General features: G+C 70.8%; 29 protein-coding genes and 1 pseudogene. 19 read left to right on the top strand and 11 right to left on the bottom strand.

What is annotated here, in order from left to right; all coding sequences use genetic code 11:
* Positions 1 to 41 precede the first annotated feature (41 nt).
* Positions 42 to 218: pseudogene (locus ACH4DZ_RS01810) on the bottom strand (ABATE domain-containing protein); the annotation flags it as partial.
* 259 nt (positions 219 to 477) lie between these two features.
* Here ACH4DZ_RS01810 and ACH4DZ_RS01805 point away from each other — a divergent pair.
* Positions 478 to 1,209, top strand: coding sequence for an alpha/beta fold hydrolase (locus tag ACH4DZ_RS01805; RefSeq protein WP_398284903.1), 732 nt, complete (start codon positions 478 to 480; stop codon positions 1,207 to 1,209).
* On the opposite strand, the gene ACH4DZ_RS01800 is transcribed toward ACH4DZ_RS01805, so the two are convergent.
* On the bottom strand, positions 1,127 to 1,849 hold the full coding sequence (locus ACH4DZ_RS01800) for a PH domain-containing protein (RefSeq protein ID WP_398284902.1): 723 nt from the start codon (positions 1,847 to 1,849) through the stop codon (positions 1,127 to 1,129). The genes ACH4DZ_RS01805 and ACH4DZ_RS01800 overlap by 83 nt on opposite strands.
* A gap of 171 nt (positions 1,850 to 2,020) precedes the next feature.
* A complete protein-coding gene (locus ACH4DZ_RS01795; RefSeq protein ID WP_398284901.1) occupies positions 2,021 to 2,617 on the bottom strand; it encodes a TetR/AcrR family transcriptional regulator in 597 nt (198 codons plus the stop codon).
* A gap of 200 nt (positions 2,618 to 2,817) precedes the next feature.
* Here ACH4DZ_RS01795 and ACH4DZ_RS01790 point away from each other — a divergent pair, with 200 nt between their 5' ends.
* Together ACH4DZ_RS01790 and ACH4DZ_RS01785 are read left to right on the top strand one after the other, a co-directional pair.
* The gene (locus ACH4DZ_RS01790) at positions 2,818 to 3,738 is read left to right on the top strand and encodes an alpha/beta hydrolase family protein (RefSeq protein ID WP_398285442.1); all 921 of its coding nucleotides are present in this window, start codon (positions 2,818 to 2,820) and stop codon (positions 3,736 to 3,738) included.
* Positions 3,739 to 4,149: 411 nt separating this feature from the next.
* Positions 4,150 to 4,443, top strand: coding sequence for a hypothetical protein (locus ACH4DZ_RS01785; protein WP_398284900.1), 294 nt, complete (start codon positions 4,150 to 4,152; stop codon positions 4,441 to 4,443).
* Here the strand turns inward: ACH4DZ_RS01785 and ACH4DZ_RS01780 are convergent.
* Positions 4,433 to 5,656, bottom strand: a complete 1,224-nt coding sequence (locus ACH4DZ_RS01780) for an MFS transporter (protein ID WP_398284899.1) — start codon at positions 5,654 to 5,656, stop codon at positions 4,433 to 4,435. The genes ACH4DZ_RS01785 and ACH4DZ_RS01780 overlap by 11 nt on opposite strands.
* Before the next feature lie 54 nt (positions 5,657 to 5,710).
* Here ACH4DZ_RS01780 and ACH4DZ_RS01775 point away from each other — a divergent pair, with 54 nt between their 5' ends.
* The 5 genes from ACH4DZ_RS01775 (at position 5,711) to ACH4DZ_RS01755 (ending at position 10,449) form a co-directional block, all read left to right on the top strand.
* Complete coding sequence (locus ACH4DZ_RS01775) at positions 5,711 to 6,472, top strand: AraC family transcriptional regulator (RefSeq protein WP_398284898.1); 762 nt, start codon at positions 5,711 to 5,713, stop codon at positions 6,470 to 6,472.
* 421 nt (positions 6,473 to 6,893) lie between these two features.
* Positions 6,894 to 7,760, top strand: coding sequence for an ABC transporter permease (locus ACH4DZ_RS01770; protein WP_398284897.1), 867 nt, complete (start codon positions 6,894 to 6,896; stop codon positions 7,758 to 7,760).
* 90 nt (positions 7,761 to 7,850) lie between these two features.
* Positions 7,851 to 8,906: an ABC transporter substrate-binding protein gene (locus ACH4DZ_RS01765; protein WP_398284896.1), complete on the top strand. Its 1,056-nt coding sequence runs from the start codon at positions 7,851 to 7,853 to the stop codon at positions 8,904 to 8,906.
* Positions 8,893 to 9,738 (top strand): ABC transporter ATP-binding protein, encoded by an 846-nt coding sequence (locus ACH4DZ_RS01760; RefSeq protein WP_398284894.1) that lies wholly within the window; start codon positions 8,893 to 8,895, stop codon positions 9,736 to 9,738. The genes ACH4DZ_RS01765 and ACH4DZ_RS01760 overlap by 14 nt, the downstream gene beginning before the upstream one ends.
* Before the next feature lie 162 nt (positions 9,739 to 9,900).
* Entirely contained in the window at positions 9,901 to 10,449 is a 549-nt protein-coding gene (locus ACH4DZ_RS01755; protein WP_398284893.1) for a hypothetical protein, read from the top strand.
* Positions 10,450 to 10,650: 201 nt separating this feature from the next.
* Here ACH4DZ_RS01755 and ACH4DZ_RS01750 read toward each other — a convergent pair whose 3' ends face one another.
* Positions 10,651 to 10,842 carry a hypothetical protein gene (locus ACH4DZ_RS01750; RefSeq protein ID WP_398284892.1) on the bottom strand — a complete coding sequence of 64 codons (192 nt, stop codon included), beginning with the start codon at positions 10,840 to 10,842 and terminating at the stop codon, positions 10,651 to 10,653.
* Between the two features lie 365 nt (positions 10,843 to 11,207).
* Between ACH4DZ_RS01750 and ACH4DZ_RS01745 the strand changes: the two genes are divergently transcribed.
* Positions 11,208 to 11,942 carry a VOC family protein gene (locus ACH4DZ_RS01745; protein WP_398284891.1) on the top strand — a complete coding sequence of 245 codons (735 nt, stop codon included), beginning with the start codon at positions 11,208 to 11,210 and terminating at the stop codon, positions 11,940 to 11,942.
* Here the strand turns inward: ACH4DZ_RS01745 and ACH4DZ_RS01740 are convergent.
* Positions 11,920 to 12,684 carry an alpha/beta fold hydrolase gene (locus tag ACH4DZ_RS01740; RefSeq protein WP_398284890.1) on the bottom strand — a complete coding sequence of 255 codons (765 nt, stop codon included), beginning with the start codon at positions 12,682 to 12,684 and terminating at the stop codon, positions 11,920 to 11,922. The two genes, ACH4DZ_RS01745 and ACH4DZ_RS01740, sit on opposite strands and share 23 nt — an antisense overlap.
* Before the next feature lie 241 nt (positions 12,685 to 12,925).
* Here ACH4DZ_RS01740 and sigK point away from each other — a divergent pair, with 241 nt between their 5' ends.
* The gene (gene sigK, locus ACH4DZ_RS01735) at positions 12,926 to 13,546 is read left to right on the top strand and encodes an ECF RNA polymerase sigma factor SigK (protein WP_398284889.1); all 621 of its coding nucleotides are present in this window, start codon (positions 12,926 to 12,928) and stop codon (positions 13,544 to 13,546) included.
* Positions 13,543 to 14,295 carry an anti-sigma factor domain-containing protein gene (locus tag ACH4DZ_RS01730; RefSeq protein ID WP_398284888.1) on the top strand — a complete coding sequence of 251 codons (753 nt, stop codon included), beginning with the start codon at positions 13,543 to 13,545 and terminating at the stop codon, positions 14,293 to 14,295. Before sigK ends, ACH4DZ_RS01730 begins: the two co-directional genes overlap by 4 nt.
* Before the next feature lie 68 nt (positions 14,296 to 14,363).
* Here the strand turns inward: ACH4DZ_RS01730 and ACH4DZ_RS01725 are convergent, their stop codons facing one another.
* From ACH4DZ_RS01725 to ACH4DZ_RS01715, 3 genes are read right to left on the bottom strand one after another with little or no spacing between them, the layout of a single operon-like run.
* A complete protein-coding gene (locus tag ACH4DZ_RS01725) occupies positions 14,364 to 14,756 on the bottom strand; it encodes a hypothetical protein (protein ID WP_398284887.1) in 393 nt (130 codons plus the stop codon).
* Positions 14,756 to 15,379 carry an Asp23/Gls24 family envelope stress response protein gene (locus ACH4DZ_RS01720; protein WP_398284886.1) on the bottom strand — a complete coding sequence of 208 codons (624 nt, stop codon included), beginning with the start codon at positions 15,377 to 15,379 and terminating at the stop codon, positions 14,756 to 14,758. Before ACH4DZ_RS01720 ends, ACH4DZ_RS01725 begins: the two co-directional genes overlap by 1 nt.
* Positions 15,376 to 15,960: an RNA polymerase sigma factor gene (locus tag ACH4DZ_RS01715; protein WP_398284885.1), complete on the bottom strand. Its 585-nt coding sequence runs from the start codon at positions 15,958 to 15,960 to the stop codon at positions 15,376 to 15,378. The genes ACH4DZ_RS01720 and ACH4DZ_RS01715 overlap by 4 nt, the downstream gene beginning before the upstream one ends.
* Positions 15,961 to 16,273: 313 nt before the next feature.
* Between ACH4DZ_RS01715 and ACH4DZ_RS01710 the strand changes: the two genes are divergently transcribed.
* The 8 genes from ACH4DZ_RS01710 to ACH4DZ_RS01675 are packed head-to-tail and all read left to right on the top strand — an operon-like array spanning position 16,274 to position 21,181.
* Entirely contained in the window at positions 16,274 to 16,783 is a 510-nt protein-coding gene (locus tag ACH4DZ_RS01710; protein WP_398284884.1) for an Asp23/Gls24 family envelope stress response protein, read from the top strand.
* Between the two features lie 42 nt (positions 16,784 to 16,825).
* The gene (locus tag ACH4DZ_RS01705) at positions 16,826 to 17,011 is read left to right on the top strand and encodes a hypothetical protein (RefSeq protein WP_398285482.1); all 186 of its coding nucleotides are present in this window, start codon (positions 16,826 to 16,828) and stop codon (positions 17,009 to 17,011) included.
* Positions 17,008 to 18,150, top strand: a complete 1,143-nt coding sequence (locus ACH4DZ_RS01700) for a DUF6286 domain-containing Asp23/Gls24 family envelope stress response protein (RefSeq protein WP_398284883.1) — start codon at positions 17,008 to 17,010, stop codon at positions 18,148 to 18,150. The genes ACH4DZ_RS01705 and ACH4DZ_RS01700 overlap by 4 nt, the downstream gene beginning before the upstream one ends.
* A complete protein-coding gene (locus ACH4DZ_RS01695) occupies positions 18,150 to 18,740 on the top strand; it encodes a hypothetical protein (RefSeq protein ID WP_398284882.1) in 591 nt (196 codons plus the stop codon). Before ACH4DZ_RS01700 ends, ACH4DZ_RS01695 begins: the two co-directional genes overlap by 1 nt.
* Positions 18,730 to 19,680: a YihY/virulence factor BrkB family protein gene (locus tag ACH4DZ_RS01690; RefSeq protein ID WP_398284881.1), complete on the top strand. Its 951-nt coding sequence runs from the start codon at positions 18,730 to 18,732 to the stop codon at positions 19,678 to 19,680. The genes ACH4DZ_RS01695 and ACH4DZ_RS01690 overlap by 11 nt, the downstream gene beginning before the upstream one ends.
* Before the next feature lie 54 nt (positions 19,681 to 19,734).
* On the top strand, positions 19,735 to 20,073 hold the full coding sequence (locus tag ACH4DZ_RS01685) for an ArsR/SmtB family transcription factor (protein ID WP_398284880.1): 339 nt from the start codon (positions 19,735 to 19,737) through the stop codon (positions 20,071 to 20,073).
* A complete protein-coding gene (locus ACH4DZ_RS01680; RefSeq protein ID WP_398284879.1) occupies positions 20,070 to 20,546 on the top strand; it encodes an SRPBCC domain-containing protein in 477 nt (158 codons plus the stop codon). Before ACH4DZ_RS01685 ends, ACH4DZ_RS01680 begins: the two co-directional genes overlap by 4 nt.
* A complete protein-coding gene (locus ACH4DZ_RS01675) occupies positions 20,543 to 21,181 on the top strand; it encodes a dihydrofolate reductase family protein (protein ID WP_398284878.1) in 639 nt (212 codons plus the stop codon). The genes ACH4DZ_RS01680 and ACH4DZ_RS01675 overlap by 4 nt, the downstream gene beginning before the upstream one ends.
* A 24-nt stretch (positions 21,182 to 21,205) precedes the next feature.
* Here the strand turns inward: ACH4DZ_RS01675 and ACH4DZ_RS01670 are convergent, their stop codons facing one another.
* Positions 21,206 to 21,664: a hypothetical protein gene (locus ACH4DZ_RS01670; RefSeq protein WP_398284877.1), complete on the bottom strand. Its 459-nt coding sequence runs from the start codon at positions 21,662 to 21,664 to the stop codon at positions 21,206 to 21,208.
* A gap of 128 nt (positions 21,665 to 21,792) precedes the next feature.
* Positions 21,793 to 23,025, bottom strand: a complete 1,233-nt coding sequence (locus ACH4DZ_RS01665; protein WP_398284876.1) for an FAD-dependent oxidoreductase — start codon at positions 23,023 to 23,025, stop codon at positions 21,793 to 21,795.
* Between the last annotated feature and the right edge of the window lie 67 nt (positions 23,026 to 23,092).

Genomic DNA, 23,092 nt, shown 5'->3' with positions numbered 1-23,092 from the left:
GTGAGTGCGAGCCGTGCCCGGTGACGCGCGGTCCAGCGGTTGAGCAGTTCCTCGTCCGCCGGATCCGGTGCGCCGCCCGAGGCGACGGCGCCGCCGACCCGGTGAATGGCCTCGCGCAGTTCGCGGGCGTCCCGCAGGAGTGCGTTGGAGACGGGCATGTCCGTGTCGCCGAGTTCGTCGGCCGTGAACCGCGCCCGCAACTGCTCCGGTGTCGTGATCCGCTCCAGCGGCTCGGCCCGCCGCTCCCCGAGCGTGGCGACGAGGCGGAACGCGAGAGACTCGTTGCCGAGCCGGATGCGGCACCGTGAGCGGAGTCCCGTGGCTGCCCGACGGCATCACCGAGGTCTTCGAGAGCTCCCTCGTGTGCGTCGGCGAGGTCGCACTGCACACCGTCCAGGGGGCACCGGACAACCCCTCCTCCTCCTCCTCCTCCTCGTCGGAGGCTGGCCACAGAACTGGTACGTGTGGCGCTTCGTCATGCCGCGTCTGGCGGAACACTTCCGAGTCGTCGCGGTCGACCCGCGCGGCGTCGGACGGTCCGACAAGCCCCACGGGGGATACGACACCGGCACCGTGGCCGCCGAACTCGTCGCGCTCATGCGGATGCTCGGCCATGAACGCTTCGCCATGGCCGGACACGACGTCGGCATGTGGATCGGCTACGCCCTCGCCTCGGACCACGGCGCCTCGGTCGACCGCCTGGCCCTGATCGACGCCACCATCCCTGGTCTCGCGCCCGCCTTAACCGTCTTCGGTCCGCAGGCGCAGAACGACATGCTGTGGCACTTCGCCTTCAACCGCAGACGATCCGTCGACGAACAACTCGTCCGCGGCCGTGAACACATCTATTACGAGGACCGGTTCCGCCACAAGGCCGTGCGACCGCTGCCGGACTCGGCGGTCGACTTCTACGTCGAGACCACCGCCCGCGACCCCGAAGCACTGCGGGTCGGCTTCGACTACTACCGGGCCACCGACGACAACATGGCCCAGAACGATCGCCGCAAGCAGCATCCGCTCGCCATGCCGGTCCTCGGTGTCGCCCTGAGGCCGACTGGCCGGTCGGCCGGTGCTGCTGCGGCCGCACGCACCGATCGGCTCCCGGCCTCCCGATGGCTGATTCCCCTCAGCCGCTGCTGCCGCTCCGACGGCTGCGGTACGAGGCTGTCGCGGCGAGCACGAAGACCAGGGGCGCTCCCACTCCTATGACCAGGAACGGTGTCAGGGCCGACGCCAGCCACTCCGGCAGGTCGACGAAGAGGGGCAGCAGCATCAGTACGGTCAGCGGGAGGGCCGCGAGCATCACGGCGGCGAATCCCATCATGAAGGCCGCCTGGCGGGCATCGCGCCGGTCGATGAGGAAGGCGGCCTGCGGATCCGGGGCCCAGTCCTCGCCGCGCAACTCCTCCCACGCGCCGATCAGCAGTTCCAGTTCGCGTTCGACGTTCACATGAAGGTCGTCGACGAACGGCAGCAGCACCTTGCTGCCGTCCCTGCCGTAGGCGTGCACCAGGACGTCGGCCGCGCCGCTCTGCACCGCCGAGGCCGGATTGCGCTCCGCCCTGATGTCTTGGATGTCCTCCCAGGCGAGCCGTCGGCGCTTGGCCATGCCGCGCACATGGATCGCCTTGATGTCCACGGCGGTCCGGCAGCGCAGGGTGGCGTAGAAGAGCCACCCCATGAGGGCCACCCATGCCGCGAGGAAGGGGTACCGGAACGAGGCGGGCAGGTCGTCGGCAGTCCACAGGGGCAGCACCAGGCTCAGTGTGGCGATGGCGATCACCCAGAGAAAGGCGTGCTGCCGGGACCGTCTCATCCGGTACTCGCGCGGCAATCGTTCGTATCCCATGGCCACCCCCGGCTCGCCCCGGCGGTCGTCAGCACACCGCCGACCCATGATGTGCGCACCATGGTGAGGGCCCAACTCCGTTGTGTCCAGGGGCATTTGGGGTTTCTCGACAGCCTTGGGAGATTGCCGTGACGTACTTTCGACCCGGGTGCTGGTGCGGGGCCGTTCGGCTCAGGTCTGCCGAGGTTGCCGCAGTCCCAGGAGGAGCAGCTCGATCAGTCGCCGTGGGTCGTAGCGCGGGTCGCTGTCCCGTCCGATGCAGAGGTTGCCGATGCCGCGCATCAGCTCGTAGGGCTGTGTGCCGGGCCTGATGTCCCCGGAGTCGACCGCGGCCGTGAGCAGTTCCGTGCAGACGGGTCCCAGGCGGTCGAGGAAGTAGGTGTGCAGCGCGGTGAAGCGGCTGCTGTCCGACTGGAGGGCGTCGGCGAGTCCGTGCTTGGTGACCAGGAAGTCGACGAAGAGGTCGATCCACTGACGGAGGGCGTCCAACGGTGTGTCGGCCTCGGCCAGCAGTCGCGGGCCGGCCTCCGCGCACGCCTCGATCTGGTGGCGGTAGACGGCGGCGACGAGATCCGCGCGGGTGGGGAAGTGGCGGTAGATCGTCCCCATCCCGACACCCGCCCTGGCCGCGATCTGGCGGATCGGCGCGTCGACGCCCGAGGTGACGAAGACCTCGGCGGCGGCGGCGAGCAGCGTCTGCTGGTTGCGCACCGCGTCGGCCCGTTTGTTGCGGGCCGCCGCCTTCCCGGTGGGGTTGTCGGTCGACACCAGGCTTCCTTCCGGCTGCGGTTGACAAAGCGGAGCGCTGTTCCGAATACTATGCGGAGCAACGTTCCGGTTCAGGTTAGCCGAGAGCGGACGTACCTGACCACCCGACCAGAAGGGAACCGCTCATCTTGAGTGCGTACACCGACACCGACACCGACGCAGGTACCGACACCGACGCAGGCGGTGGCCTCGGCTCGCCCGTGCCCGTCCTCTCGTACGGCCCGGTGGTGCTGTCCGTGCCCGGACGGCCCGTGGACCTGCACGTGCGTGTCTCCGCGCCGGCGACCGGAACCGAGCTGCCGGTGATCCTCCTCTCCCACGGTCACGGCGGGTCGAACCACCTCTCCTCGCTGCACGGCTACGCGCCGCTCGCCGACTTCTGGGCGGCGCACGGGTTCGTGGTCGTCCAGCCGACCCACCTCAGCTCCAGGACGCTGAGCGAGGTGCTCGCCGGCGCCCCCGGCGGACCCTTCTTCTGGCGCTCGCGTGCCGAGGACATGACGCACGTCCTCGACCGGCTCGATGCGATCGAGGCCGCCGTTCCGCGGCTCGCGGGGCGGATCGACCACGAGAAGGTCGCGGTCGCGGGTCACTCGCTGGGCGGCTTCACCGCCGGTCTCCTGCTGGGGGCCCGCGTCACCGACCCCGACAGCGGTGAGGAAGTGGACCTCGCCGAACCCCGTATCAAGGCGGGTGTGCTGCTGGCCGCCCCCGGCAGGGGCGGTGACGTGCTGAACGGCCCCATGGCCGAGAGGATCCCGTTCTTCAAGGTCGTCGACTTTTCCACGATGACCACGCCCACGCTGGTCGTCGCCGGGGACAAGGACGACTCGCGGCACTTCACGGACATGGGGCCGGACTGGCACGCGGACCCGTACACCCTCGCACCCGGACCCAAGGCCCTGCTCACCCTGTTCGACGCCGAACACGGGCTCGGTGGGATCGCCGGGTACGACGTCGCCGAGACCACGGACGAGAACCCCGAGCGGGTCGCCGCGGTCGGGCGGCTCACCGCGGCCTATCTCCGCACGCGGTTCCACCCCGCTGACGACGCGTGGCAGGAGACGCGGGACGCGCTGACGACCGGCGACAAGCCGTTGGGTCGGGTCGAAACCAAGTAGTCCACCGAGCAGGCCTCGGAGCGATCTCCGAGTAGTCCGCCGAGCAGTCATAACAGCGGTCTCCGAGTGGTCCGACGCGACGGCTTCGGAGGAGTCATGGCTCGCTCCCGGGGAACCCGGCCTCCGCACGATGACCGGCCCGACCGCGAGCAGGAGATGTCATGACGGAGAACGACAGTGATCGCGAAACACACCGCCGGTGCAAGGTATGCGGCAGCAGGCCCGCCGCGAACGCCACGGTGTGCGAGCACTGCAGGGCCGTACTCGAACTCCCGGATCCGTCCGGTCTTGTCGAGGACGAAGGCGCGGCAATACGGCGTGACTTCGAACGTCGTGGCGGTCGATCGGGAACCGGGGCAACCCAGGCCGATGACCGGTGAATCGGGGAGCATCGGGGGTACACGGCCCGGCATGGCACCGAAGAAAGATCACTCCATGCCCCTGAGGGCCGTACGGCAGCTGCACCGGATGCGCACCTTCTACGCGGCCGCCGTCCTGTTGTGGGCGGCGTCGGCCGCCTGGGTGGGCTGGCAGCATCCAGGGAGCCGGCAGATGTGGGTGTCCGCGCTCTTCATGCTGGTGTTCATGGGTCTGCTGGCTGTGACGTCCCTGTGGCTGCACCGTCTGCAGGGCACGGGCGCGGGCGAGGCCGCGCACCACGCCGCTCCGCGCGGGACACCGGCCCGCCGTCACGTCAACGCCTGAACCGCTGTGTGACGGCGCTCGGCGCGGTGGATGCCAAGGGCGTCGGTGCCGTCGGTGCCGTCGGTTCCGGTAGTCCGCGGAACAGCAGCCAGCTCAGCGCCGGCAGCAGGATCAGCGGTGACAGGGCGGTGCGCAGGGAGGTCGCGTCGGCGACGGTGCCGATGAGGGGCGTGACCAGCCCGCCGACGCTGACGGTCAGTCCGAGGGTGATCCCGGAGGCGGTGCCGACGCGTGTGGGCAAGTAGTCCTGGCCGAGGGTGACGTGCAGGGAGAAGGGGACGTACAGGCCGATCGAGGTCAGTGCCACGAACAGGTAGAACGCCGGGCCGGGGACGAACAAGGTGCCCGCGAGGGCGGGAATCGTGGAGAGGTAGGCCCAGCGCGCGACGGCGACCCGGTCCCAGCGGTTGGCCAGGTTGCCGCCCACCACCGAGCCGACCGCGCCGCCGAGGTACAGCACGAACAGTGCCAGGGTGCCCGCTGCCGTGCTGCCTCCCGGGCGCTGCTGGGCGTAGAGCGCGATGAAGGTGCTCAGACCGACGAACTCGACGGACCGGAGGATCACGGACAGGGACAGTCTCAGGAACGACGCCTTGTCGTCCGTACCCCGCGTGTTGACGTCCGTACCCCGCGTGGTCGCGGCGGTGCGCGAGGTGTCGTGGCGTGTTCTCCGCAGGGCATGCAGGACGGGCAGGCACAGCACGCTGCCCGCGAGGGCCGGCAGTACGAGCAGTGGTGACATGCGCAGGCCGCCGGACGAGACGACGGCGGTCACCATGAGCGGCGCGGCGGCGAAGCCGAGGTTGCCGCCCACGGAGAACCAGCCCATCGCGCTGTGACTGCCCTCGCTGACGAGTCGGGCCACCCGGGCGGACTCGGGATGGTAGGCGGCGACCCCGACGCCGGACACCGCCACGAACAGCAGCGTCAGCGGGTAGGAACCGCTCAGGCCGCTCAGGGCGATACCAAGACCGCCGAGGGCTGTGCTCACCGGCAGGAGCCAGGGCATCGCCCAGCGGTCCGTGAGCAGGCCGAACACCGGCTGGGCCACCGAGGACAGCATGGACGCGGCGAGTACGATGCCCGACACCGCGGCATAGCCGTACGCGCGCTCGGCGACGAAGAAGGGGACGAGGGACGCGACCGCGCCCTGGTAGATGTCCACACAGGCGTGGCCGACCGACAGCAGAGTGATGGCTCTTCTTCTTGACACGTCCTCATCGTCATGGCCGGGCCGGGTGTCGCGCTTCCGATAACCTGCCGGGTGATGTCAGAAATCCGCCACCGACCTGTCGCGCCGACCCGCACCCGGTCGATGGCCTCGGGAGCCGCCATCGACGCCCACCGCCACGACGACCACCAGATCGTCTACGCGGGCAGGGGAGTGCTGGCCGTCACGACCGGTGCCGGCACCTGGATCGCACCGGCCACGCGTGCCATCTGGGTGCCGGCCGGCACCGTGCACGCGCACCAGGCCCACGGCGAACTCGAATTGCATCTCGTCGGCGTGAGCGCGAACGACAACCCGCTCGGTCTGGACGAGCCGACCGTGCTGGCAGTCGGCCCCCTCCTGCGGGAACTGATCCTCGCCTACACCCGCGCCCCGCACGACGACAGCCCCGAACGAGGGCGGCTGCGGGCCGTACTCCTCGACCAGTTACGTGCTTCGGTGCAGCAGCCCCTGCATCTGCCGACCCCGAACTCCCCTCAGTTGAAGGCCGTGTGCGAGATCCTGCACGCGGATCCGGCCGACGGCCGCACCCTGGCCGCCCTGGGCCGCGAGGTAGGGTCCGGCGACCGCACCCTCTCCCGCCTCTTCAAGGCGGATCTGGGCATGAGCTTCCCGCAGTGGCGCACCCAACTGCGCCTGTATCACGCGCTGATCATGCTGGCCGAGAACACCCCCGTGACGGTCGTGGCCCACAGGTGCGGCTGGTCGTCCGCGAGCGCGTTCATCGACGTCTTCCGCCGCGCCTTCGGACACACTCCGGGAAGTCACCGGTCCCACTCACCGGAGCAGTCCCGCTAGGGGGACTGTCGAAACATCCCCCAGCAGACCTGTCACGTCGGCACACCTGTCACGTCGGCACACCTGCCGCACGGCCCTGCGGCCGTACCCGCGGCGGTACTTGGTCCCAGGTATTGGGACACCTCTTGGTGAAGTGCCTCGGCTGCTGTACAAATGGGCCCCATGAATCACGAACCGCTGGTGCGACGCCTGGTCATCGACCTGTGCCGACGCCCCGTTTCGTGTTGTTCATGTTGTTGATTTTGTTCATGTTGTTGATTTCGCGCTTCTGACGCGCCCCGTCGTCCGGCCATGTGCCCGGCGGCGGCCCCCGGTTGTCCGTTCTCCCGCACCTCGGTGCGTTCTCCGAGTCATCCCCGGTCCCGCCTGCGTCGACCGCTCATCTTCCTGCGCCCATGGCGCCCATGGAGGCCCCGTCCCCATGTCCACCATCCCCTCCCTGCCACGGACCGACCTCACTCCGCTGCCCGACGAACCGCCGGTGCGCCGCCGTCGCCGCGGCACAGCCCGCGTACGCCACATCGCCCTGCCCTTCGGCTCGCTCCTGCTGTTCCTCCTCCTGTGGCAACTGCTGGCGGCGAGCGGAACCTGGAGCGAGACACTCGTCCCGCCGCCGGCCAAGGTCTGGAGCGCGTTCATCGACGTGTCCACGACCCACGACGGAGTACGGGGCTACAACGGCACCACCCTCATCGAGCACCTCGGCATCAGCCTGCGACGCATCGCGCTCGGCGCCGGTATCGGCATCGCGCTCGGGGTGGTCCTGGGTCTCGTCATGGGCACCGTCGGCTGGGTCCGTTCACTCTTCGAGCCCTGGATCACCTTCCTGCGGACCCTGCCGCCGCTGGCGTACTTCTCGCTGCTCATCATCTGGCTGGGCATCAACGAGGAACCCAAGATCACACTGCTGGCCGTGGCGGCCTTCCCGCCGGTGGCGGTGTCCACCACCACCGCGGTGACCGCCGTGTCGCAGAGCCTGATCGAGGCGGCCCGTGCCCTCGGCGGATCCCGGTGGGACGTCGTCAAGGACGTCATCGTGCCGTCCGCCCTGCCGGAGACACTGACCGGCATCCGACTGGCCGTGGGCGTCGCCTACTCCTCCCTCGTCGCAGCCGAGCTGGTCAACGGACTGCCCGGTATCGGCGGCATGGTCAAGGACGCCGCCAACTACAACAACACCCCGGTGGTGCTCGTCGGCATCATCGCCATCGGGATCTCCGGACTAGTCATCGACGGACTGCTGCTCCGGCTGGAGCGCGCTGTCGTGCCCTGGCGCGGACACGTCTAGGGAGCTTCGGACCGAGATCCGCCGACAGCCCCCGGCCCCTTCGACTCCTGCCGCCTGTCTCCTGCCTCCTCTTACAGAAACGGCCCCGCCATGTCTCGCTCCACCCCGCAAGGCCCCTCCCGACGCCTGCTGCTCGCCGGCGCACTGGCAGCGGTGTCCGCGGCAGCCACCGGCTGCTCCTCGGACAGCGAGGCATCCTCGTCCGGCGGTTCCAAGCGGCTGCGCATCGGCTACTTCGCCTTTCCCAGTGGCGACCTGCTCGTGAAGAACAAGAAGCTGCTGGAGAAGGAGCTGCCGGACTACAAGATCACTTGGATCAAGTTCGACTCCGGCGCCAGCGTCAACCAGGCCTTCCTCGGCAAATCCCTGGACATCGCCGCGCTGGGCTCAAGCCCGTTCGCCCGCGGCATCTCCGGGAGTTCACCGATCCCGTACAAGGTCGCGTTCGTCCTCGACGTGGCGGGCGAGAACGAGGCCCTGGTGGCCCGCAAGGACGCCGGTGTATCCGACGTCGCCGGTCTCAAGGGGAAGACGGTCGCCACCCCCTTCGCCTCGACCTCGCACTACAGCCTGCTGGCGGCGCTGGAGACGGCCGGTCTCAAGACGTCCGACGTCAAACTGGTGGATCTGCAACCGCAGGCGATCATCGCCGCCTGGCAGCGGGGTGACATCGACGCCGCCTACGTCTGGCTGCCGACCCTGGACGAGCTGCGCAAGACCGGCACCCAGCTCACCAGCAGCAAGGAGATCGGCGCGGCGGGCAAGCCCACCCTCGACCTGGCCGTCGTCTCCGACGAACTGATCTCCAGGGACCCGAAGGCGATCGACACCTGGCGGAAGGTGGAGGCACAGGCCCTGCGCCTGCTCAAGTCCGATCCCGACGGCTCGGTCAAGGCCGTCGCCGCCGAGCTGGGCATCAGCGCGGCGGACGCCAGGGCCCAGCTCGCCCAGGGGGTGTTCCTCACCCCGGACGAGGTCGCCTCCGCCGACTGGCTGGGCACCGACGGCAGCCCGGGCAAACTGCTGACCTATGTCACCGACACCGCTGACTTCCTGGCCGGCCAGAAGCAGATCGATGCCGCGCCGTCCGAGGACGCCGTCCGCAAGGCCTTCTATCTGAAGGGACTTCCCGATGTCCTCAAGTGAGACCGTGAGCAAGGGAGTTGGCAAGGCAGCCGGCAAAGGGACGGAGGTGCGGGACGGCGAACGGGCCGGGTCCGTCCGGCTCGACCGTGTCACCCACCGGTACGGCCGGGGCGGCGAGGCCGTCACGGCCGTCGGGCCGGTCGACCTGACCGTCCCGGCGGGCGAGTTCCTGGTCCTCGTCGGCGCGTCCGGCTGCGGCAAGAGCACACTGTTGCGGCTGATCGCCGGATTCGAGCAGCCCACCCACGGCTCGGTGCGCGTCTCCGGCGCGGAGCCCCGACCGGGCGAAACGGCAGGCGTGGTGTTCCAGACACCTCGGCTGTTCCCCTGGCGGACGGTGCAGGGCAACATCGACCTCGCGCTGCGGTACGCGGGGGTCGAACGCGCCCAATGGCCGGAGCGGCGGGCGGAGTTGCTGGCCCGCGTCGGCCTCGAAGGGACAGGGAAGCGGCGCGTGTGGGAGATATCCGGCGGTCAGCAGCAGCGTGTCGCCATCGCCCGCGCCCTCGCCGCCGAGAACCCGCTGTTCCTGCTCGACGAGCCGTTCGCGGCACTGGACGCACTGACGCGCGAGCGGCTCCAGGAGGACGTACGACAGGTGACGGCCGAGACGGGACGGACCACGGTGTTCGTCACCCACTCCGCGGACGAGGCGGTGTTCCTCGGCTCCCGCATCGTGGTCCTGACCAAGAGCCCAGGCACCGTCGCGCTGGACCTGCCGATCACGCTTCCGCGAGGCGCCGTCGACGCGGACGAACTGCGCGAGTCGCGCGAGTTCGTCGACCTGCGCGCGCAGGTCGCCCACGCGGTCAAGTCAGCCGCCGCGGCCTGATGCCTCTCTCTGCGACCCGCCGGCTGTCCGCGAGGGCGGCCGGCGGGAAGCTTGCCCCCCCACCTCGGGCTGCGGCCTCACAAGGTCGCAACAGCCCGTGGTAGGAGAGGTCGCAACAGCCCGTGGTAAGGCGCCAGTTGGTCCCCGTTTACACTCTCGCCCATGATCTCACTGGACGATCCGCGCTGGCCCGCCCTCGACCACCGGGGCTGGTCGGAAGGACGGGGTGTGCCGGACGCACCCTTCGTCCCGGACGAGTTGCGGCAGCTGGCGGCGGACCCCACGAACGGGGAGTGTTTCACCGACCTGTGGCCCTACCTGTGTTCCGAGGGAACCGCCTGGCCTGCCGCCTACGCCGCCGTGCCCCACCTCGTCAATCTCGCGCGCGGCCTCCCCGCGGCCCGGTCCGAGCGCGACGACTACCTGTACGTCGTCGGCCTCGTGGCCATCTGCTCCGGCGATCTCGGGGAGGTCCCCGAAGACCTGCCCGACGACATCGCGGAGGCCTACCGACAGGCCCTTCCCGAAGCCCTGGGTCTGCTGGCCGAGACACTGGCCGCGGCGGAGCACGACCAGGTCTCGACCCGCTACCTGCTCGCCGCCGTGGCCGCCCTCAAGGGCCATTCCGAGTACGCCGAGATACTCAACGAGCTCGACGTCTACGCCGAGTGCCAGTCCTGCGGAGAACCCATGCTCGAACTCCCCGAGTAGCCACGGTCCGGACCACACTGGCCACGGACCTCATCCCCCCCAGGCCCTGCCTGACGATTGCGGGCCTCGGACGGCAAGTCCCATACTGCGGCTGGCCGTATCGGGGGCCGGGGGCGAGACCGGCGAGTCGAGCGGGGGACGCGTGCCCGGAGCAGTGCGTGGAACCGCGTGCCGTGGAGTCGGGCGTGCCAAAGGTCGGGCTCAGGCTCGCCCAGACGGCCGGGCTGTGGCCGCTCCCGCCTGGTACAGCCCCGCCATCCGCGCCTGCGGGCCGCTGCCGGGCCGCACCCGCAGTTCGTCGCCCGGCCGCACCGCGAGTTCGGCCGCGAACACCTCGCTCGGCGCGGTCTCGACGACCCTTGCGCCCGCTGCCCGCGGGCAGCGTCCCGCCACCAACTGGGCGTGCCACCGCGTCCGCGGGACGCCTCCAGCTGGCCAGGGACCGCGTGGAGCGTTACGGTCTGCGCGGCCGTGCCCGCCTGACGCCTGACGCCTGACGCCTGACGAGGGAACCGGTCCATGTGGGTGTCCGGCCCGACCGGACCCAACCCAGCACGGGACCCTGCACTCGACCGACGCCGACTCAGACGCCTACCCAGACGCCGACGCGTCGGTGTGAGCCCGGTGGACCGTGCCCTGAGCGCCGGTGCGCGGCGCGTCGGCGAAAACCCGGATGCGGGTGAGGTGGGCGCACGCCTAGGCTCGCGTGCGAGGTGCCGACCGCGCCTCGCCGTCAGCGCCAGTCAGGGGGACCGGACATGGACCGGGATACGTGTTGTCAGCTGTTCGCGCTCTGCTTCGACGCGAGCGAACCGGTGAGTCTCGCGCGGTTCTGGTCACGCTTTCTCGGCTGGGAGACGGTCGACGACCCGCAGGACGGCATCGTGCTCCTGCCCAGCGACGACACCGGGTTCCGCCTCCGTTTCCTGCCGTCCCAGGAGCAGAAGGCCGGCCAGAACCGGATCCACTTCGATCTGACGAGTACGTCTCTGGAGGACCAGCGGCGGACGGTGGAGCGGGCGCTGGCACTCGGCGCACAGCACATCGACATCGGCCAGCTCCCGGAAGAGGAGCATGTGGTGCTCGCGGACCCGGAAGGCAACGAGTTCTGCGTCATCGAGCCGGGCAACAACTTCCTCGCCGACTGCGGCTTCATCGGAGCGCTGGCCTGCGACGGCTCGCAGGAGGTCGGCTACTTCTGGAGCAAGGCACTCGGCTGGCCCCTGGTCTGGGACCAGGATGAGGAGACCGCGATCCGCTCTCCGCACGGCGGACCGAAGATCACATGGGGTGGGCCGCCCCTGGCGCCGAGGACAGGCAGGGACCGGCTGCGCTTCGACCTCGCTCCCACCGCCCACAGTGACGTGGCGACGGAGGTCGAGCGGCTGCTCTCGCTGGGGGCGAAGCGCTTCGACACCGGCCAGGGGGGACCCGGCGGCGTGGCTATGACCGACCCCGACGGCAACGAGTTCAGTGTCCTGACACCCCGGTAGCCCCGGTAGCCCCGGTAGCCCCGGTAGCCCCGGTAGGTCCGATAGCCCCGGTGGATCCGCCTGCTCCGGTGGTCCCGGTGGCGGGCGGCACCATCCCGAGGACGGTGGAGACCGCGGTGCGGTGCCAGTCCCTGGCGTGGCGGAGCATCGCGTGGTCGCCGCCCGCCATGCCCACGAACGCCGCGCGGGCGCCCGCGGCACGGGCACGGTGCACGAGCGCCTTGGACAGGCGGGGGTCCGTGACACGGTCGCGGTCTCCGTGCAGCACGACGACCTCCTTGTCCCGCAGTTGGGCCACCGGCTCGCCCTCGGGGCACCAGGGAGCCAGCGCGAGAACGCCGCGGACCTGTGCCGCGCCCGCGGCGCGCAGCGCGGCCCGGCCACCCATCGAGTGCCCGACGAGAACGACCGGGACATCCGGAGCGAGGCGCTGAAGCTCTTCGAGCGCCCGCCGCGCGTCCCGCAGGGAGTCGGCGTCACCGCCGTTCCATCCCCGTACGCGGTAACGCACCTCCGCCAGCAGGACGTCGGCGTCCGGTACCGCACGGGCGACGGCGCGTACGAAGGGCTTCATGCGTACGGCCGCGAGGTGCCAGGGACGGGACGGGGCACGGCTGTCCGACCTGCCGCCGTGCAAGAACAGGACGGCGGCACGGGGCGAGCGGGGCAGGTGCCGCACCGCCGGCGCGGGGGTGCGCGCGCTCGCCGACTGATCCGTGGACGCCTGTTCGTGCACTGTCATTCCCGCTCCCGCCTGTCGAGCCGCCGCAGCTCACCGGACCTGTCTCACCCGTTATTCGTTGCCGACCGGCCGCCGGCTTGGTCGGCGGGTCGGCCGGCCGACCGGGACAGCACCGTACGCCCTGACGTCCGCCTGCCCGCGCAGTCCGGCCTCACCTGCGATTTCATGGATGGCAGGGACCAATCCGGCGCGGCGTCGGCGTCGGATTACGTCAGGAGATGTCCCGACGGATGTCCCACGGATGTCCCGACGGACGTTCCGACGACGGAGGACCCCGGTGAACGAAGTCGCCCAGATCGGCAGACACCACTCGGCTGAACCTGATCTGCAGGAACTTCTGCGGCGTGTGGCCCTGGGCGACGAGCGGGCGTTCGCCTCGGTGTACGACGCCGTGGTGAGCCCGGTCCTCGGTGTCGTCCGCGCGGTCCTGCGGGACCGCGCCCAGTCGGAGGAAGTGGCGCAGGAGGTTCTGGTGGAGGTGTGGCGCACGGCCCCGCGCTTCCGCGCCGACCGCGGCACGGCCATCAACTGGATCCTCACGACGGCCCACCAGCGGGCCGTCGACCGGGTGCGCTCGGTGGAGGCCGCCGCCGCCCGGGACCACAAGGCGGCCCAACTGGACCGCACGCCCGAGTACGACGAGGTGACCGAGCAGGTGGAGGCACGGCTGGAACGGGAACAGGTGCGGCGCTGTCTGCGCACCCTGACCGACATCCAGCGCCAGGCCGTCGACCTCGCGTACTACCGCGGGCTCACCTACCGCGAGGTGGCCGAGGTCCTGGCGCTTCCGCTGGGCACGGTCAAGAACCGGCTGCGGGACGGCCTCATCCGACTGCGTGACTGCCTGGGGGTGACCGCGTGACCACCGCGGATCTGCACACACTGACCGGCGCATACGCCCTGCACGCCCTGTCCGACGAGGAACGCGAGGCATTCCAGCGGCACCTCGGGGAGTGCGAGCCGTGTGCCCAGGAGACGGCCGAGCTGTCCGCCACCGCTGCCCGTCTGGGCCTCGCCGTCTCCCTGCCGGCCCGCCCCGCCATGCGAGATCACGTACTGCGACAGATCAAGGCCGTCCGGCAGGAGGGTCCCGGTGGCCGGGCCATGCCGCGCCGGGCACGTACGACATCGCGCGGGCGTCCGGTGTCGCGCTGGGCACTTGCCGCCTGTCTCGCGGTGGCCGCCGCGCTGGGCGGGACCGCGGTGTGGCAGCACGAACGTGCGGAGGACGCCTTGCAGCAGGCGCGCCGGGCCGACCGGGGAGCGGACGACATCGCGGCTGTGCTCACGGACCCGGACGCCAGGAGCCGGACCACGAAACTGGCCGGGGGCGCCACGGGCACCGTCGTCGTCTCCGACAGCCGTGACAGGGCCGTCTTCATGGCCTCCGGGATGACCGAGCCGCCTCGGGGCAAGGTCTACCAGCTCTGGTTCGACGACGACGGCACCATGAGGTCCGCCGGTCTGATGGACCCGGCGCGCACCAGCCAGGCCGTGCTGATGCAGGGCGCCGTGGGCGGGGCGTCGGGCATGGGAGTCACGGTCGAACCGAAGGGCGGCTCCGAGGAACCGACCTCCACCCCGCTCGCCCTGCTGAACCTCCCCGCGTGACGAAGAAGGCCAGCCCGCGGCCAGGAAGCGGGCTTCCTGGCCGGGGGCTAAGCGTCACCGGCCCGGCGTCACACCTGGCCGGTGACGGTCACGGTGACCCGCGCCGGTGCGGGCTCCGAGGGAAATCTCTCGACCAGGTGGGCCTCGACGCGACGACGTGCGGTGCGGGCCACGTCCAGTGCTCGCGCCTGCCTGAGCGCGACGAGGTGGATCTCGACGTGCCGGCGCCCGCTGCCGTCCGGCCGACTCAGCCGTACCCCCGCCGTCGGCACTTCGGTGGGCGGCACTCCCGTGCTGAGTACTCCGACCGGCGGACCCCCGTCCTTGCCGCGCTGCGCCCGTACCCGGGTCGAGCGCAACCGGCCGGCGAGCCCAGGCCTGAGAAAAGCCACTCCCGGCACGGTCTCCACAGCCCGGGCGATCTCCTCGGTCAGCGAGGTGTGTGCGGTGTCGCGGGTCATCAGGTACGACCTTCCTGGCTGTCGTCCGCGGTGTCGATCAGGTCGGTGACATGGACGTCTATCGTCGACACGGCCACGCCCAGCTCACGGTCCGCCGCCTCCCGGACCCTCCTGCGCACCTCTTCGGCGAGTTCCGGCAGCGAGACGTCGGCCGGGGCGTGAATGCCGAGGCGGACCTCGATCAACCCGTCCGCGGTGTCGGTGGTGGAGAGGGAGAGGAGACGGCAGGAACCCGCGCGTACGCCGGTCACGGTCTCGGCCGCCGCACGCAGGGCGCGGGCGGCGACCGCTTCCATGATCCACAGATCCTCGTCGGGCTCGCCGAGGGGCACGGGGCGGCCCGGACGCAGTTCGAGACGCACGACCTCCATGACGCGCCGGGTCAGCGAGGTCGCCTCGGATGCGTAGCCGTCCGCCGTCTCGTCACGCAGGCCGCGCACCGCGACCTCCAGATCGTCGAGATCGAGGACGGCCTGCCGGCAGTGCGGGCAGGTCTGCCGATGCGGGTCGTCGGTCTGCTGCTCCCAGTCGTCCCAGACCCGGGACAGCAGCCTGCCGCACGGCAGGCGCTCGTCGTCGACGCCGCCGGTGGACGCGTTGGGCGGGTCGGTGTGAGCGGTCATCGCCAGGCCCCCATTGCTTGTGTCAGGCAGCGTCGTGCGCGGAAGACACGGGCGCGCACAGCCTCCTGGCTGATACCGACCGTGTCCGCGATGAATTCGTAGGACCGGCCGTCCAATTCTCGCAGCACCCAGCAGGCGCGCTGCTCGACCGACAGTTGGTCGAGAGCCTCGCCCAGCTCACGCACCGCGTCCCGTGCCTCGGCGATCCGGGCCGGGGAGGCCGAGTGCTCGGGCGCCGCCAGATCTCGCGCGGCCTCAAGCGGGGCCACCGGCTTGCGGGCGCGCAGCACGTTCAGACAGCGGTTGGTGACGATCCGGTACATCCAGGTGCCGAACGAGGACCGGTGGTGGAACTCCGGTAGCCGTCGCCAGGCGTTGATGAACGCGTCCTGCACGGCGTCCTCCGCTTCCGCCCGTCCGCCGAGCAGGCGGGTGGCCAGCCGGATCAGTGCCGGGGCATGGCTCTGTACGAGAACGGCGAAGGCGTCCTCGTCCCCTTCCGCGGCCCTTACCGTCAGCAGGGCGTCGTCGGTCTCGCCCCGGGCGTCCGGTGGCGCGTTCTCTCTGCGGGCCCCCGCCACTGAGTGGCTCCTCTCGTCCGGTTCCGCAGGTTGGACACGTCGGTGCCGCCCGCTGTTACGCGAGTGCCGTCTCTTGTTACGCGTGATCCCGCGAGACGGCCGGGGGACAGGTGTGTCCTCACGAATGATCCGTTGCCGGCACCTCTGCGGGTGGCCCGCGCACGGTCGGACATTCATGCGGGCCCAATCGGTGGGACGGACGTGGGTGCCGGCAGCTGAGCGGAGATTTTCCGGGTATCCGCGTCACAGGCGTGGCCGCGGCGGGTCCATCGGAGTGAGAGCAGCCGACCGGCTACAGGAAGAAGGACGTGCCATGACCACGCAGACCGTACCGACCGCGTCGACCGGCAAGGACGTATCGGCCCCGCAGGGCAGCACGATGGCCCAGACGACGGCGTTGTCCGGCGGTGTCACCGGCGCCGACCAGCCGGCGGCGGACCGGGGACGCACGTCGATCGCCGATGTCGTCGTGGTGAAGGTCGCGGGGATCGCGGCGCGGGAGATCCCGGGTGTGTACGACATGGGCGGCGGCCTCTCCCGCACCATCGGCGCCGTTCGCGACCGGGTGCCGGGCGGCCGGCCGAACGTGGGGCGCGGAGTGAAGGTGGAGGTCGGCGAACGGCAGACGGCCATCGACCTCGACCTGGTCGTGGAGTACGGCGTTCCGATCACGGACGTGGCCCGCGAGGTGCGGGAGAACGTGATCTCCGCGGTGGAGCGCGTCACCGGCTTGGACGTGGTCGAGGTGAACGTCACGGTCAATGACGTGCATCTGCCCGAGGAGGACGGCGAGGCGCCGACGACGGACTCCCGCGTGGAGTGAGCGGGCACATGGTGAAAGAGGCCAGGACATGGATGTGACCACGTGACCAGAGCATTTGTCGGGATGATCGCAGGGATGGCACTGGCCTTCGCCGGTTTCTTCGGAGGCTTCGGGGCGTTCCTGCTCGTGGCCGCACTGGGCGGCCTGGGCTGGGCCGTGGGCCACTGGTTCGACGGCGGAGGCCGCCTCCAGGATCTGCGCGACGGCTATGAGCGGAGCCGTCGATGACCACCGCGGACCGGCGCGGCACCACGACCGTCTCGGAAAAGGCGGTCCGCAGGATCGCAGAGCGGGCGGCCACCGAGGCCGTGCCGGACGCGGGAACCGGGACAGAGACGGGGACGGGGGCGGGGACAGGAACCGGTGCCGGGAGCGGAGCCGGCACCCGGGCCCGGGCATCGAAGGGCTCGGCCGCCGTGCACGGTCGCCAGGCGGACGTGAGCGTCGACGTCACCCTGCCCTACCCTGCGCCACTGCCGGAGGCCGTCCGCCGGCTCCAGGACCATGTCACCGCCCGTACACACCAGTTGAGCGGCCTCGACGTCACCAGAGCACACGTCGGCGTCACCGCTCTGGTCCCCGGGCCGGTCACGGAACCGGTCACGGTCCCGGAACCGGTCGCGGCGAACAGCGTGCCGCCGGACAGGCCTGCCGCCGACAGGGCCGCTACGGACAGGCCTGACACGAACATGCCTCGTGTGAACGAGCCCGCCCAGGCGTGGGCGGACTCGCGGACGCCGCTGCGGTGGTGGTCCGGGCGACGGCTGCCGACCCTGCTGCTCGCCCTGTCGGCCCTGGTGGTCTGCGGCGCGCTGGCGGTCGACCTGATCCTGGTGCACGCTGCCGGCCGGTCGGCAGCGGTCTGGCGCACCGACGCACTGCACTGGCTCGCGCGGCACGGCCCCGGTGACGCGACCGTCACGGCCTGCGCCGCCGCGGTCGCGCTCCTCGGCCTGCTGATGGTCGTCCTGGCCCTCACCCCAGGACATCGCGGACTGCTCACGATCACCGCGCCCGCTCCGAACCTGCTGGCGGCGCTGGACCGTTCGGCGATCGCCGCGCTGGTCAGCGACGCGGTGCGCCAGACGCAGGGGATCGGTTCCGTGAAGGTTCGGGTACGCCGCAGGAGAGTCACCGTCCGAGCCCGGCTCGCCTTCGGCGACCGCGCACTCGCGCTCGACGAGGCGCGGCACATGGCACGCAGGGCACTGGAGAGCTGCAACCTGCGTCGCCCGCCGAGACTGCGCGTCCGGATCCGGCCCGGGGCCGCCTGGGATCCCGGTACGACGGTTGGGGACGGCGGGGGAGCGCAGCGTACGCTCACGGCCGGTGCCGACGACACGGCCCTCGAAGGAGTCACCCGCTGATGCGACGTTCCCGTACGGTCCTCGACCGGACCGCCCTCGCCGTGGTCGGCCTGGTGTTCCTCCTCGGTGGTACCTGGCTCGCCCTCACCGGGGCACCCTGGGCCACGCGCTTTCCGGCCCGGTGGGCGGAGCCCGGCGCCCGTACCGTGCTGCTGGATCCGGCCGCCCTCGCCGAACTGCGCTCCACGGACTGGTGGACGCCCTCGGTCCTGGCCGCGTCGATCGCCGCGACCGCACTGCTCGCTCTGGGGTGCGTCCGCCTGCTGCGCGGCGGGGCCCGCCCGTCGATACCGCTGCCCGCACCCGGCAGCACGCTGCGGACCCGGGCCCTGGAGGACGTCGTGACCCGGCACGCGGTAGGGATCGGCGGCGTCGGCCACTGCCGCACCCGAGTGCTCGCACGGCACACGCAGGTGCAGGTGCGCCTGCGTGTCCGGCTCCGGCCCGACGTTGCCCCGGCCGCCGTCCTACCCGCCCTCGCCGAGCTCGCCGGCCGGACGGAGAGCTCCCTCACCCCGTACAGCGTGCGCATGCGCGTCCGCTTCTCCACCCGCTCGCACCGTTCGCACCGTAGGCCTCATGTCCGCTGAACCACGGCCCGCCGTCACCGGCGGTGGCCCGCGCGCACTGGAGCCGGTATGGCGCGGCCCCCGGACCCCGGCTGCCTGGGGCGTCGCGCTGCGCCGTACGCCGTTGTCGATGTGGCGGGACGACGTCTCCGACTACGCGGCCGCCCTCACCTACTACGCGATCCTGGCGGTCCTGCCCTCCCTCTTCGTCACCGTCATCGCCTTCAGCATGATCAGCCCGGGCACCGCCGAGGACTTCATCGCCCACGTCACCGCCTACGCACCGGACCAGTCCGGCACCCAGCTGCACGACGTGTTGACCCATACGCTGCGAGACGGCTCGGCCGCCTGGACGCTGCTGGGCGGCGGCATCGTGAGCGCCCTGTGGTCCGCCTCCAGCTACCTGGCCGTCTTCCGCCGCGCCCTGCACCGGATGCACCACGAGGCCGACCACCGGTCGCCCTGGCACACGGCACCCCGCATCCTGCTCACCGCCTTCGCCCTCCTGGGCCTGCTGCTCGTCAGCGCACTTCTCCTGCTGCTGACCGGGCCGATCGCCGAGACCGCCGGCCGTCTCCTCGGCTTCGACACGGTGGCGGCGTGGGCCTGGAACCTGCTGCGCTGGCCGCTCCTGCTGTGCCTGGTGGCGCTGCTGGTCGTCATCGTCTTCCACACCGGACCCGTACCGGCCCGCCGCCGAAAGCACAGCGTCCCCGGTGGGATCCTGGCGGCGGGCCTGTGGCTCGTCGTCTCCGGAGGCTTCGCCCTGTACACGTCCGCGCTCGGCACCTACAGCAAGCTCTACGGCTCCCTCGCGGGCGCGGTGGTCTTCCTCATCTGGCTGTGGCTGTCCAACCTCGCCCTGCTCGCCGGAGCGCAGTTCACCGCTGAACTGAGCGGGCTGAGCAGGCAAGGGCGTCCGGCCCCGCCGCAGGCAGAAGGTTCCCCCGAAGCCGCCTGAGTCCTGTGCCGTGATCCCTTGCGCCGACCTCCATGTCTCGCAATGCTTAGCCGCATGGCACAGTATTCGGCGCAACTGGACGGCGTGTTCGTCGCGCTCGCGGACCCGACCCGGCGCGCCGTCGTCCGGCGTCTCGGTCGCGGCTCCACGAGCGTCGGTGACCTCGCCCGCGAGTTCCCCATGACCCTTCCCTCGTTCATGAAGCATGTGCGCACGCTCGAAGCTAACGGGCTGATCCGCACGGTCAAGTCCGGCCGGGTCCGCACCTGTGTGCTCAATCGCGACCGGCTCGCCCTCGTCGACGACTGGCTCGCGGAGCAGCGCCGGACATGGGAGGAGCGGACCGACCGCCTCGAACAGTTCGTCACCGACCCGGAGGAGAACAGACAATGAACCCCGACCTCGATCTCAGCCTGGAGCGGATCATCCGCGCCCCGCGCGCGACCGTGTGGAGCGCCTGGGCCGACCCCTCCCGGCTGGAGAAGTGGTGGCTCCCGGCCCCGTTGCGCTGTCGGGTGGACCATCTGGAACTGCGGCCCGGCGGGGCGTTCGTGACGCGGATGAGCGACGACGACACCGAGTTCGTCCCCCACCTGGACGCGTGCTTCCTCGCCGTCGACGAACTCCAGCGGATCGTGTTCACCAACGCCGTCGACAGCACCTGGCGTCCGGTGAACCCCGCCCCGGTCACGATGACCGCCACGATCACGCTGCACGAGCATCCGGACGGCACGGACTACCGGATGCTCGTGAGGCACGGCGACCCGGAGTCCCGTGCCCGTCACGACAAGCTCGGCTTCGCCGACGGCTGGGGCACGGTCGCGGGCCAACTCGCCGCGTTCGCCGAGAGCATGGCCCCGCGATGAAGATCACTCTGACCGAGTTCGTCACGCTCGACGGTGTCTGCCAGGGCCCCGGCTCACCGGACGAGGACACCAGCGACGGGTTCACCCGAGGCGGCTGGCTCGTACCCCACATCGACGGGACGTTCGTCCGGCGCGTCTCCGACTGGCTCGACCTCGCCGACGGACTGCTGCTCGGCCGCCGCACCTACGAGGCGTTCGCCCGTGACTGGCCGAAGATCACCGACCCCGACGATCCCTTCACCGGGCGGATGAACTCACTGCCGAAGTACGTCGTCTCGAACACCCTCACCGAAGGGACCTGGCACCCCACGACCGTGCTCGGCGGCGACCCGCTCCGGACGGTCGCCGAGCTGAAGTCGCGACCGGGACGGGAACTCCAGATCCACGGCAGCGCCCGCCTGGGCGAGGCGCTGCTCGCGGCGGGTCTGATCGACACGCTGCGCCTCGTCGTCGCACCCACCGTGCTGCGGACCGGCCGGCGACTGCTGACCGGCCCGGGCGCACCGTCCGGCCTGCGACTGGTCCAGCACGAAGCGACGCCGAACGGCCTGCTGCTCCTCGAATACGAGACAACGGGGCAGGCGTCCACCGGCGAGTACCAGGGCGTCACCGACTTCCTCGGGACATCTTCCTGAGGGGAGACAGGCCCGAGGAACCGCCTAGGACGGAGTGTCCGGGCTGTCGGGGCGCGCGGTGTGGTCGCGGTGGCCCGTCGTGCGGCGGTTCTCCTTCATCTCCGCCTCGTAGAGGTGGTCGCGTCCGTCGGCGAGGTCGCGCACAGCACGTCGCTCCAGATCCCTGAACGGCTGGTAGTAGGTCCCGTCGTAGGCCTCGACGATCTGGAACGTCCAGTGGCCGGGGATGACGTTGCGGCCCAGGACCTCGCGCTCCACACGGTCGGCGTACTCGGTGTGGCCCGCCTCGCGGAGGAGCCCGGTCGCGCGGTCCAGCTCCAGGTCGGCCCCTCCGGTGAGTTGGTGGAAGGAGTACAGGTGCCCCCGGGCCCGCTCGGTGGTCTCCAGTGCCTTGGACAGCGCACCGAGCGCTTCCACGGTCTTGTCACTGACTCCCTCGGGGCGCTGATGGGCGCGGTCAGGACCGTCGTTCGGTTGGTTCATGCTCTGCCGCATGCCCGCGGAACGCGGACACCTATGCCGCTTCGGCGGTACGAGTGCCCGGATGGCGGACGAAGCCTGCCGGCGCTGTCCGTGCCCGTAGCGCCCTCGGCCCGGTGATCGCCCGCGGTTCACGGCGTCCGGTCGTCTGCGGTGTCTGTGATGCCTGCGGTGTCTGCGGTGAACATGGCGATCAGGCTGTGGGGTGTCTTGTCGCCGTAGAGGAGTTCATGGAGTTCGGTACCCTCGGCGGCGGCTTCGGCGCCGCGGGTGAACATGGCCTGCTCGTACTCGGCGAGGGCGCCTTCGACGTCCTCGGGGCGGGCGGCCAGGGCCTTGCCGAGTTCGGCGCCGTCGTACATGGCGAGGTTGGCGCCCTCGCCGTTCGGGACCGAGAGGTGGGCGGCGTCGCCGAGCAGGGTCACCCCCGGCACCCTGTCCCACCGGTGCCCGACGGGCAGGGCGTTGAGGGGACGCAGGACCGGCGCGGTCTCACCGTCGGTGATCAGCGCGGTGAGCTCCGGTGCCCAGCCGTCGAACTCCTTCGCGATCCGCGCGGTGACCGCGGCGGAGTCGCTGAAGTCGATGCCCGCGAACCACTCCCGCGACTCGCTGAGCATCACATAGGTGTGGAGGGTGCCGCCGCTCTCCCGGTGGGCCAGGATCGCCCTGCCCGGCGTGAGCGCGAACATCGACCCGCCGCCGACCGCTTTCGCACTGGCCGGATGCCGGGTCTCGCCGTCGAACAGGTAGGTCTCGACGAACGACATGCCGGCGTATTCCGGGGTGACGGCGGTGAGCAGCGGCCTGACCCGGGACCATGCGCCGTCCGCGCCGACCAGCAGGCTCGTGACGACGGTGGTGCCGTCGGCGAAGGTTACCTCGTGCCGTCCCTCGCCGAGCGCACGGGTACCGCCGACCTTGTGCCCCCACCGGACCGTGCCGGCCGGGAGCGAGTCGAGCAGCATTTGCCGAAGCTCGCCGCGCAGCACCTCGGGGCGGACGCCCGTGCCGTCGTCGGCCTTGTCGAACAGGACGGACCCGTCCACGTCGAGCACCCGTATCGCCTCGCGGCCCTCAAGGACGAGGGCGCGGAATTCGTCGGTGAGGCCCGCCGTCTCCAGTGCCGGTTGGCCGTTGTAGTCGTGGATGTCGAGCATTCCGCCCTGCGCACGTGCCGTCGGTGAGGCCTCGGCCTCGTAGACCGTGGCCGGGATGCCGTGGACGTGCAGGACGCGGGCCAGCGTGAGCCCGCCGAGCCCGGCGCCGATGATCGTGACGCGGGTGCTACCAGTGCTCCCACTGTTCTCTGTGCTCCCAGCGCTGTCAGCGCTCTGAGTGTTGGGGGCGGCCTGAGTGGTCATGGTGATTCCTTGCCTGTCGTACGCCTGCCGGATGTGCGCCCGGCGGATCTCCAGCAAGGTTTCAGTC

The organism is Streptomyces sp. NPDC017991, assembly GCF_044328075.1.
Classification (GTDB): domain Bacteria; phylum Actinomycetota; class Actinomycetes; order Streptomycetales; family Streptomycetaceae; genus Streptomyces.
This window is presented reverse-complemented; position numbering and strand designations above follow the sequence as displayed.

Coding starts and splice junctions, on each gene's coding strand:
- ACH4DZ_RS01805 (WP_398284903.1), top strand. CDS start 478: ATGCCGCGTCTGGCGGAACACTTCCGAGTCGTCGCGGTCGACCCGCGC.
- ACH4DZ_RS01800 (WP_398284902.1), bottom strand. CDS start 1,849: ATGGGATACGAACGATTGCCGCGCGAGTACCGGATGAGACGGTCCCGG.
- ACH4DZ_RS01785 (WP_398284900.1), top strand. CDS start 4,150: ATGGCACCGAAGAAAGATCACTCCATGCCCCTGAGGGCCGTACGGCAG.
- ACH4DZ_RS01775 (WP_398284898.1), top strand. CDS start 5,711: ATGTCAGAAATCCGCCACCGACCTGTCGCGCCGACCCGCACCCGGTCG.
- ACH4DZ_RS01770 (WP_398284897.1), top strand. CDS start 6,894: ATGTCCACCATCCCCTCCCTGCCACGGACCGACCTCACTCCGCTGCCC.
- ACH4DZ_RS01765 (WP_398284896.1), top strand. CDS start 7,851: ATGTCTCGCTCCACCCCGCAAGGCCCCTCCCGACGCCTGCTGCTCGCC.
- ACH4DZ_RS01760 (WP_398284894.1), top strand. CDS start 8,893: ATGTCCTCAAGTGAGACCGTGAGCAAGGGAGTTGGCAAGGCAGCCGGC.
- ACH4DZ_RS01755 (WP_398284893.1), top strand. CDS start 9,901: ATGATCTCACTGGACGATCCGCGCTGGCCCGCCCTCGACCACCGGGGC.
- ACH4DZ_RS01745 (WP_398284891.1), top strand. CDS start 11,208: ATGGACCGGGATACGTGTTGTCAGCTGTTCGCGCTCTGCTTCGACGCG.
- ACH4DZ_RS01740 (WP_398284890.1), bottom strand. CDS start 12,684: ATGACAGTGCACGAACAGGCGTCCACGGATCAGTCGGCGAGCGCGCGC.
- sigK (WP_398284889.1), top strand. CDS start 12,926: ATGTCCCGACGGACGTTCCGACGACGGAGGACCCCGGTGAACGAAGTC.
- ACH4DZ_RS01725 (WP_398284887.1), bottom strand. CDS start 14,756: ATGACCCGCGACACCGCACACACCTCGCTGACCGAGGAGATCGCCCGG.
- ACH4DZ_RS01720 (WP_398284886.1), bottom strand. CDS start 15,379: ATGACCGCTCACACCGACCCGCCCAACGCGTCCACCGGCGGCGTCGAC.
- ACH4DZ_RS01710 (WP_398284884.1), top strand. CDS start 16,274: ATGACCACGCAGACCGTACCGACCGCGTCGACCGGCAAGGACGTATCG.
- ACH4DZ_RS01700 (WP_398284883.1), top strand. CDS start 17,008: ATGACCACCGCGGACCGGCGCGGCACCACGACCGTCTCGGAAAAGGCG.
- ACH4DZ_RS01695 (WP_398284882.1), top strand. CDS start 18,150: ATGCGACGTTCCCGTACGGTCCTCGACCGGACCGCCCTCGCCGTGGTC.
- ACH4DZ_RS01690 (WP_398284881.1), top strand. CDS start 18,730: ATGTCCGCTGAACCACGGCCCGCCGTCACCGGCGGTGGCCCGCGCGCA.
- ACH4DZ_RS01685 (WP_398284880.1), top strand. CDS start 19,735: ATGGCACAGTATTCGGCGCAACTGGACGGCGTGTTCGTCGCGCTCGCG.
- ACH4DZ_RS01680 (WP_398284879.1), top strand. CDS start 20,070: ATGAACCCCGACCTCGATCTCAGCCTGGAGCGGATCATCCGCGCCCCG.
- ACH4DZ_RS01675 (WP_398284878.1), top strand. CDS start 20,543: ATGAAGATCACTCTGACCGAGTTCGTCACGCTCGACGGTGTCTGCCAG.
- ACH4DZ_RS01670 (WP_398284877.1), bottom strand. CDS start 21,664: ATGAACCAACCGAACGACGGTCCTGACCGCGCCCATCAGCGCCCCGAG.
- ACH4DZ_RS01665 (WP_398284876.1), bottom strand. CDS start 23,025: ATGACCACTCAGGCCGCCCCCAACACTCAGAGCGCTGACAGCGCTGGG.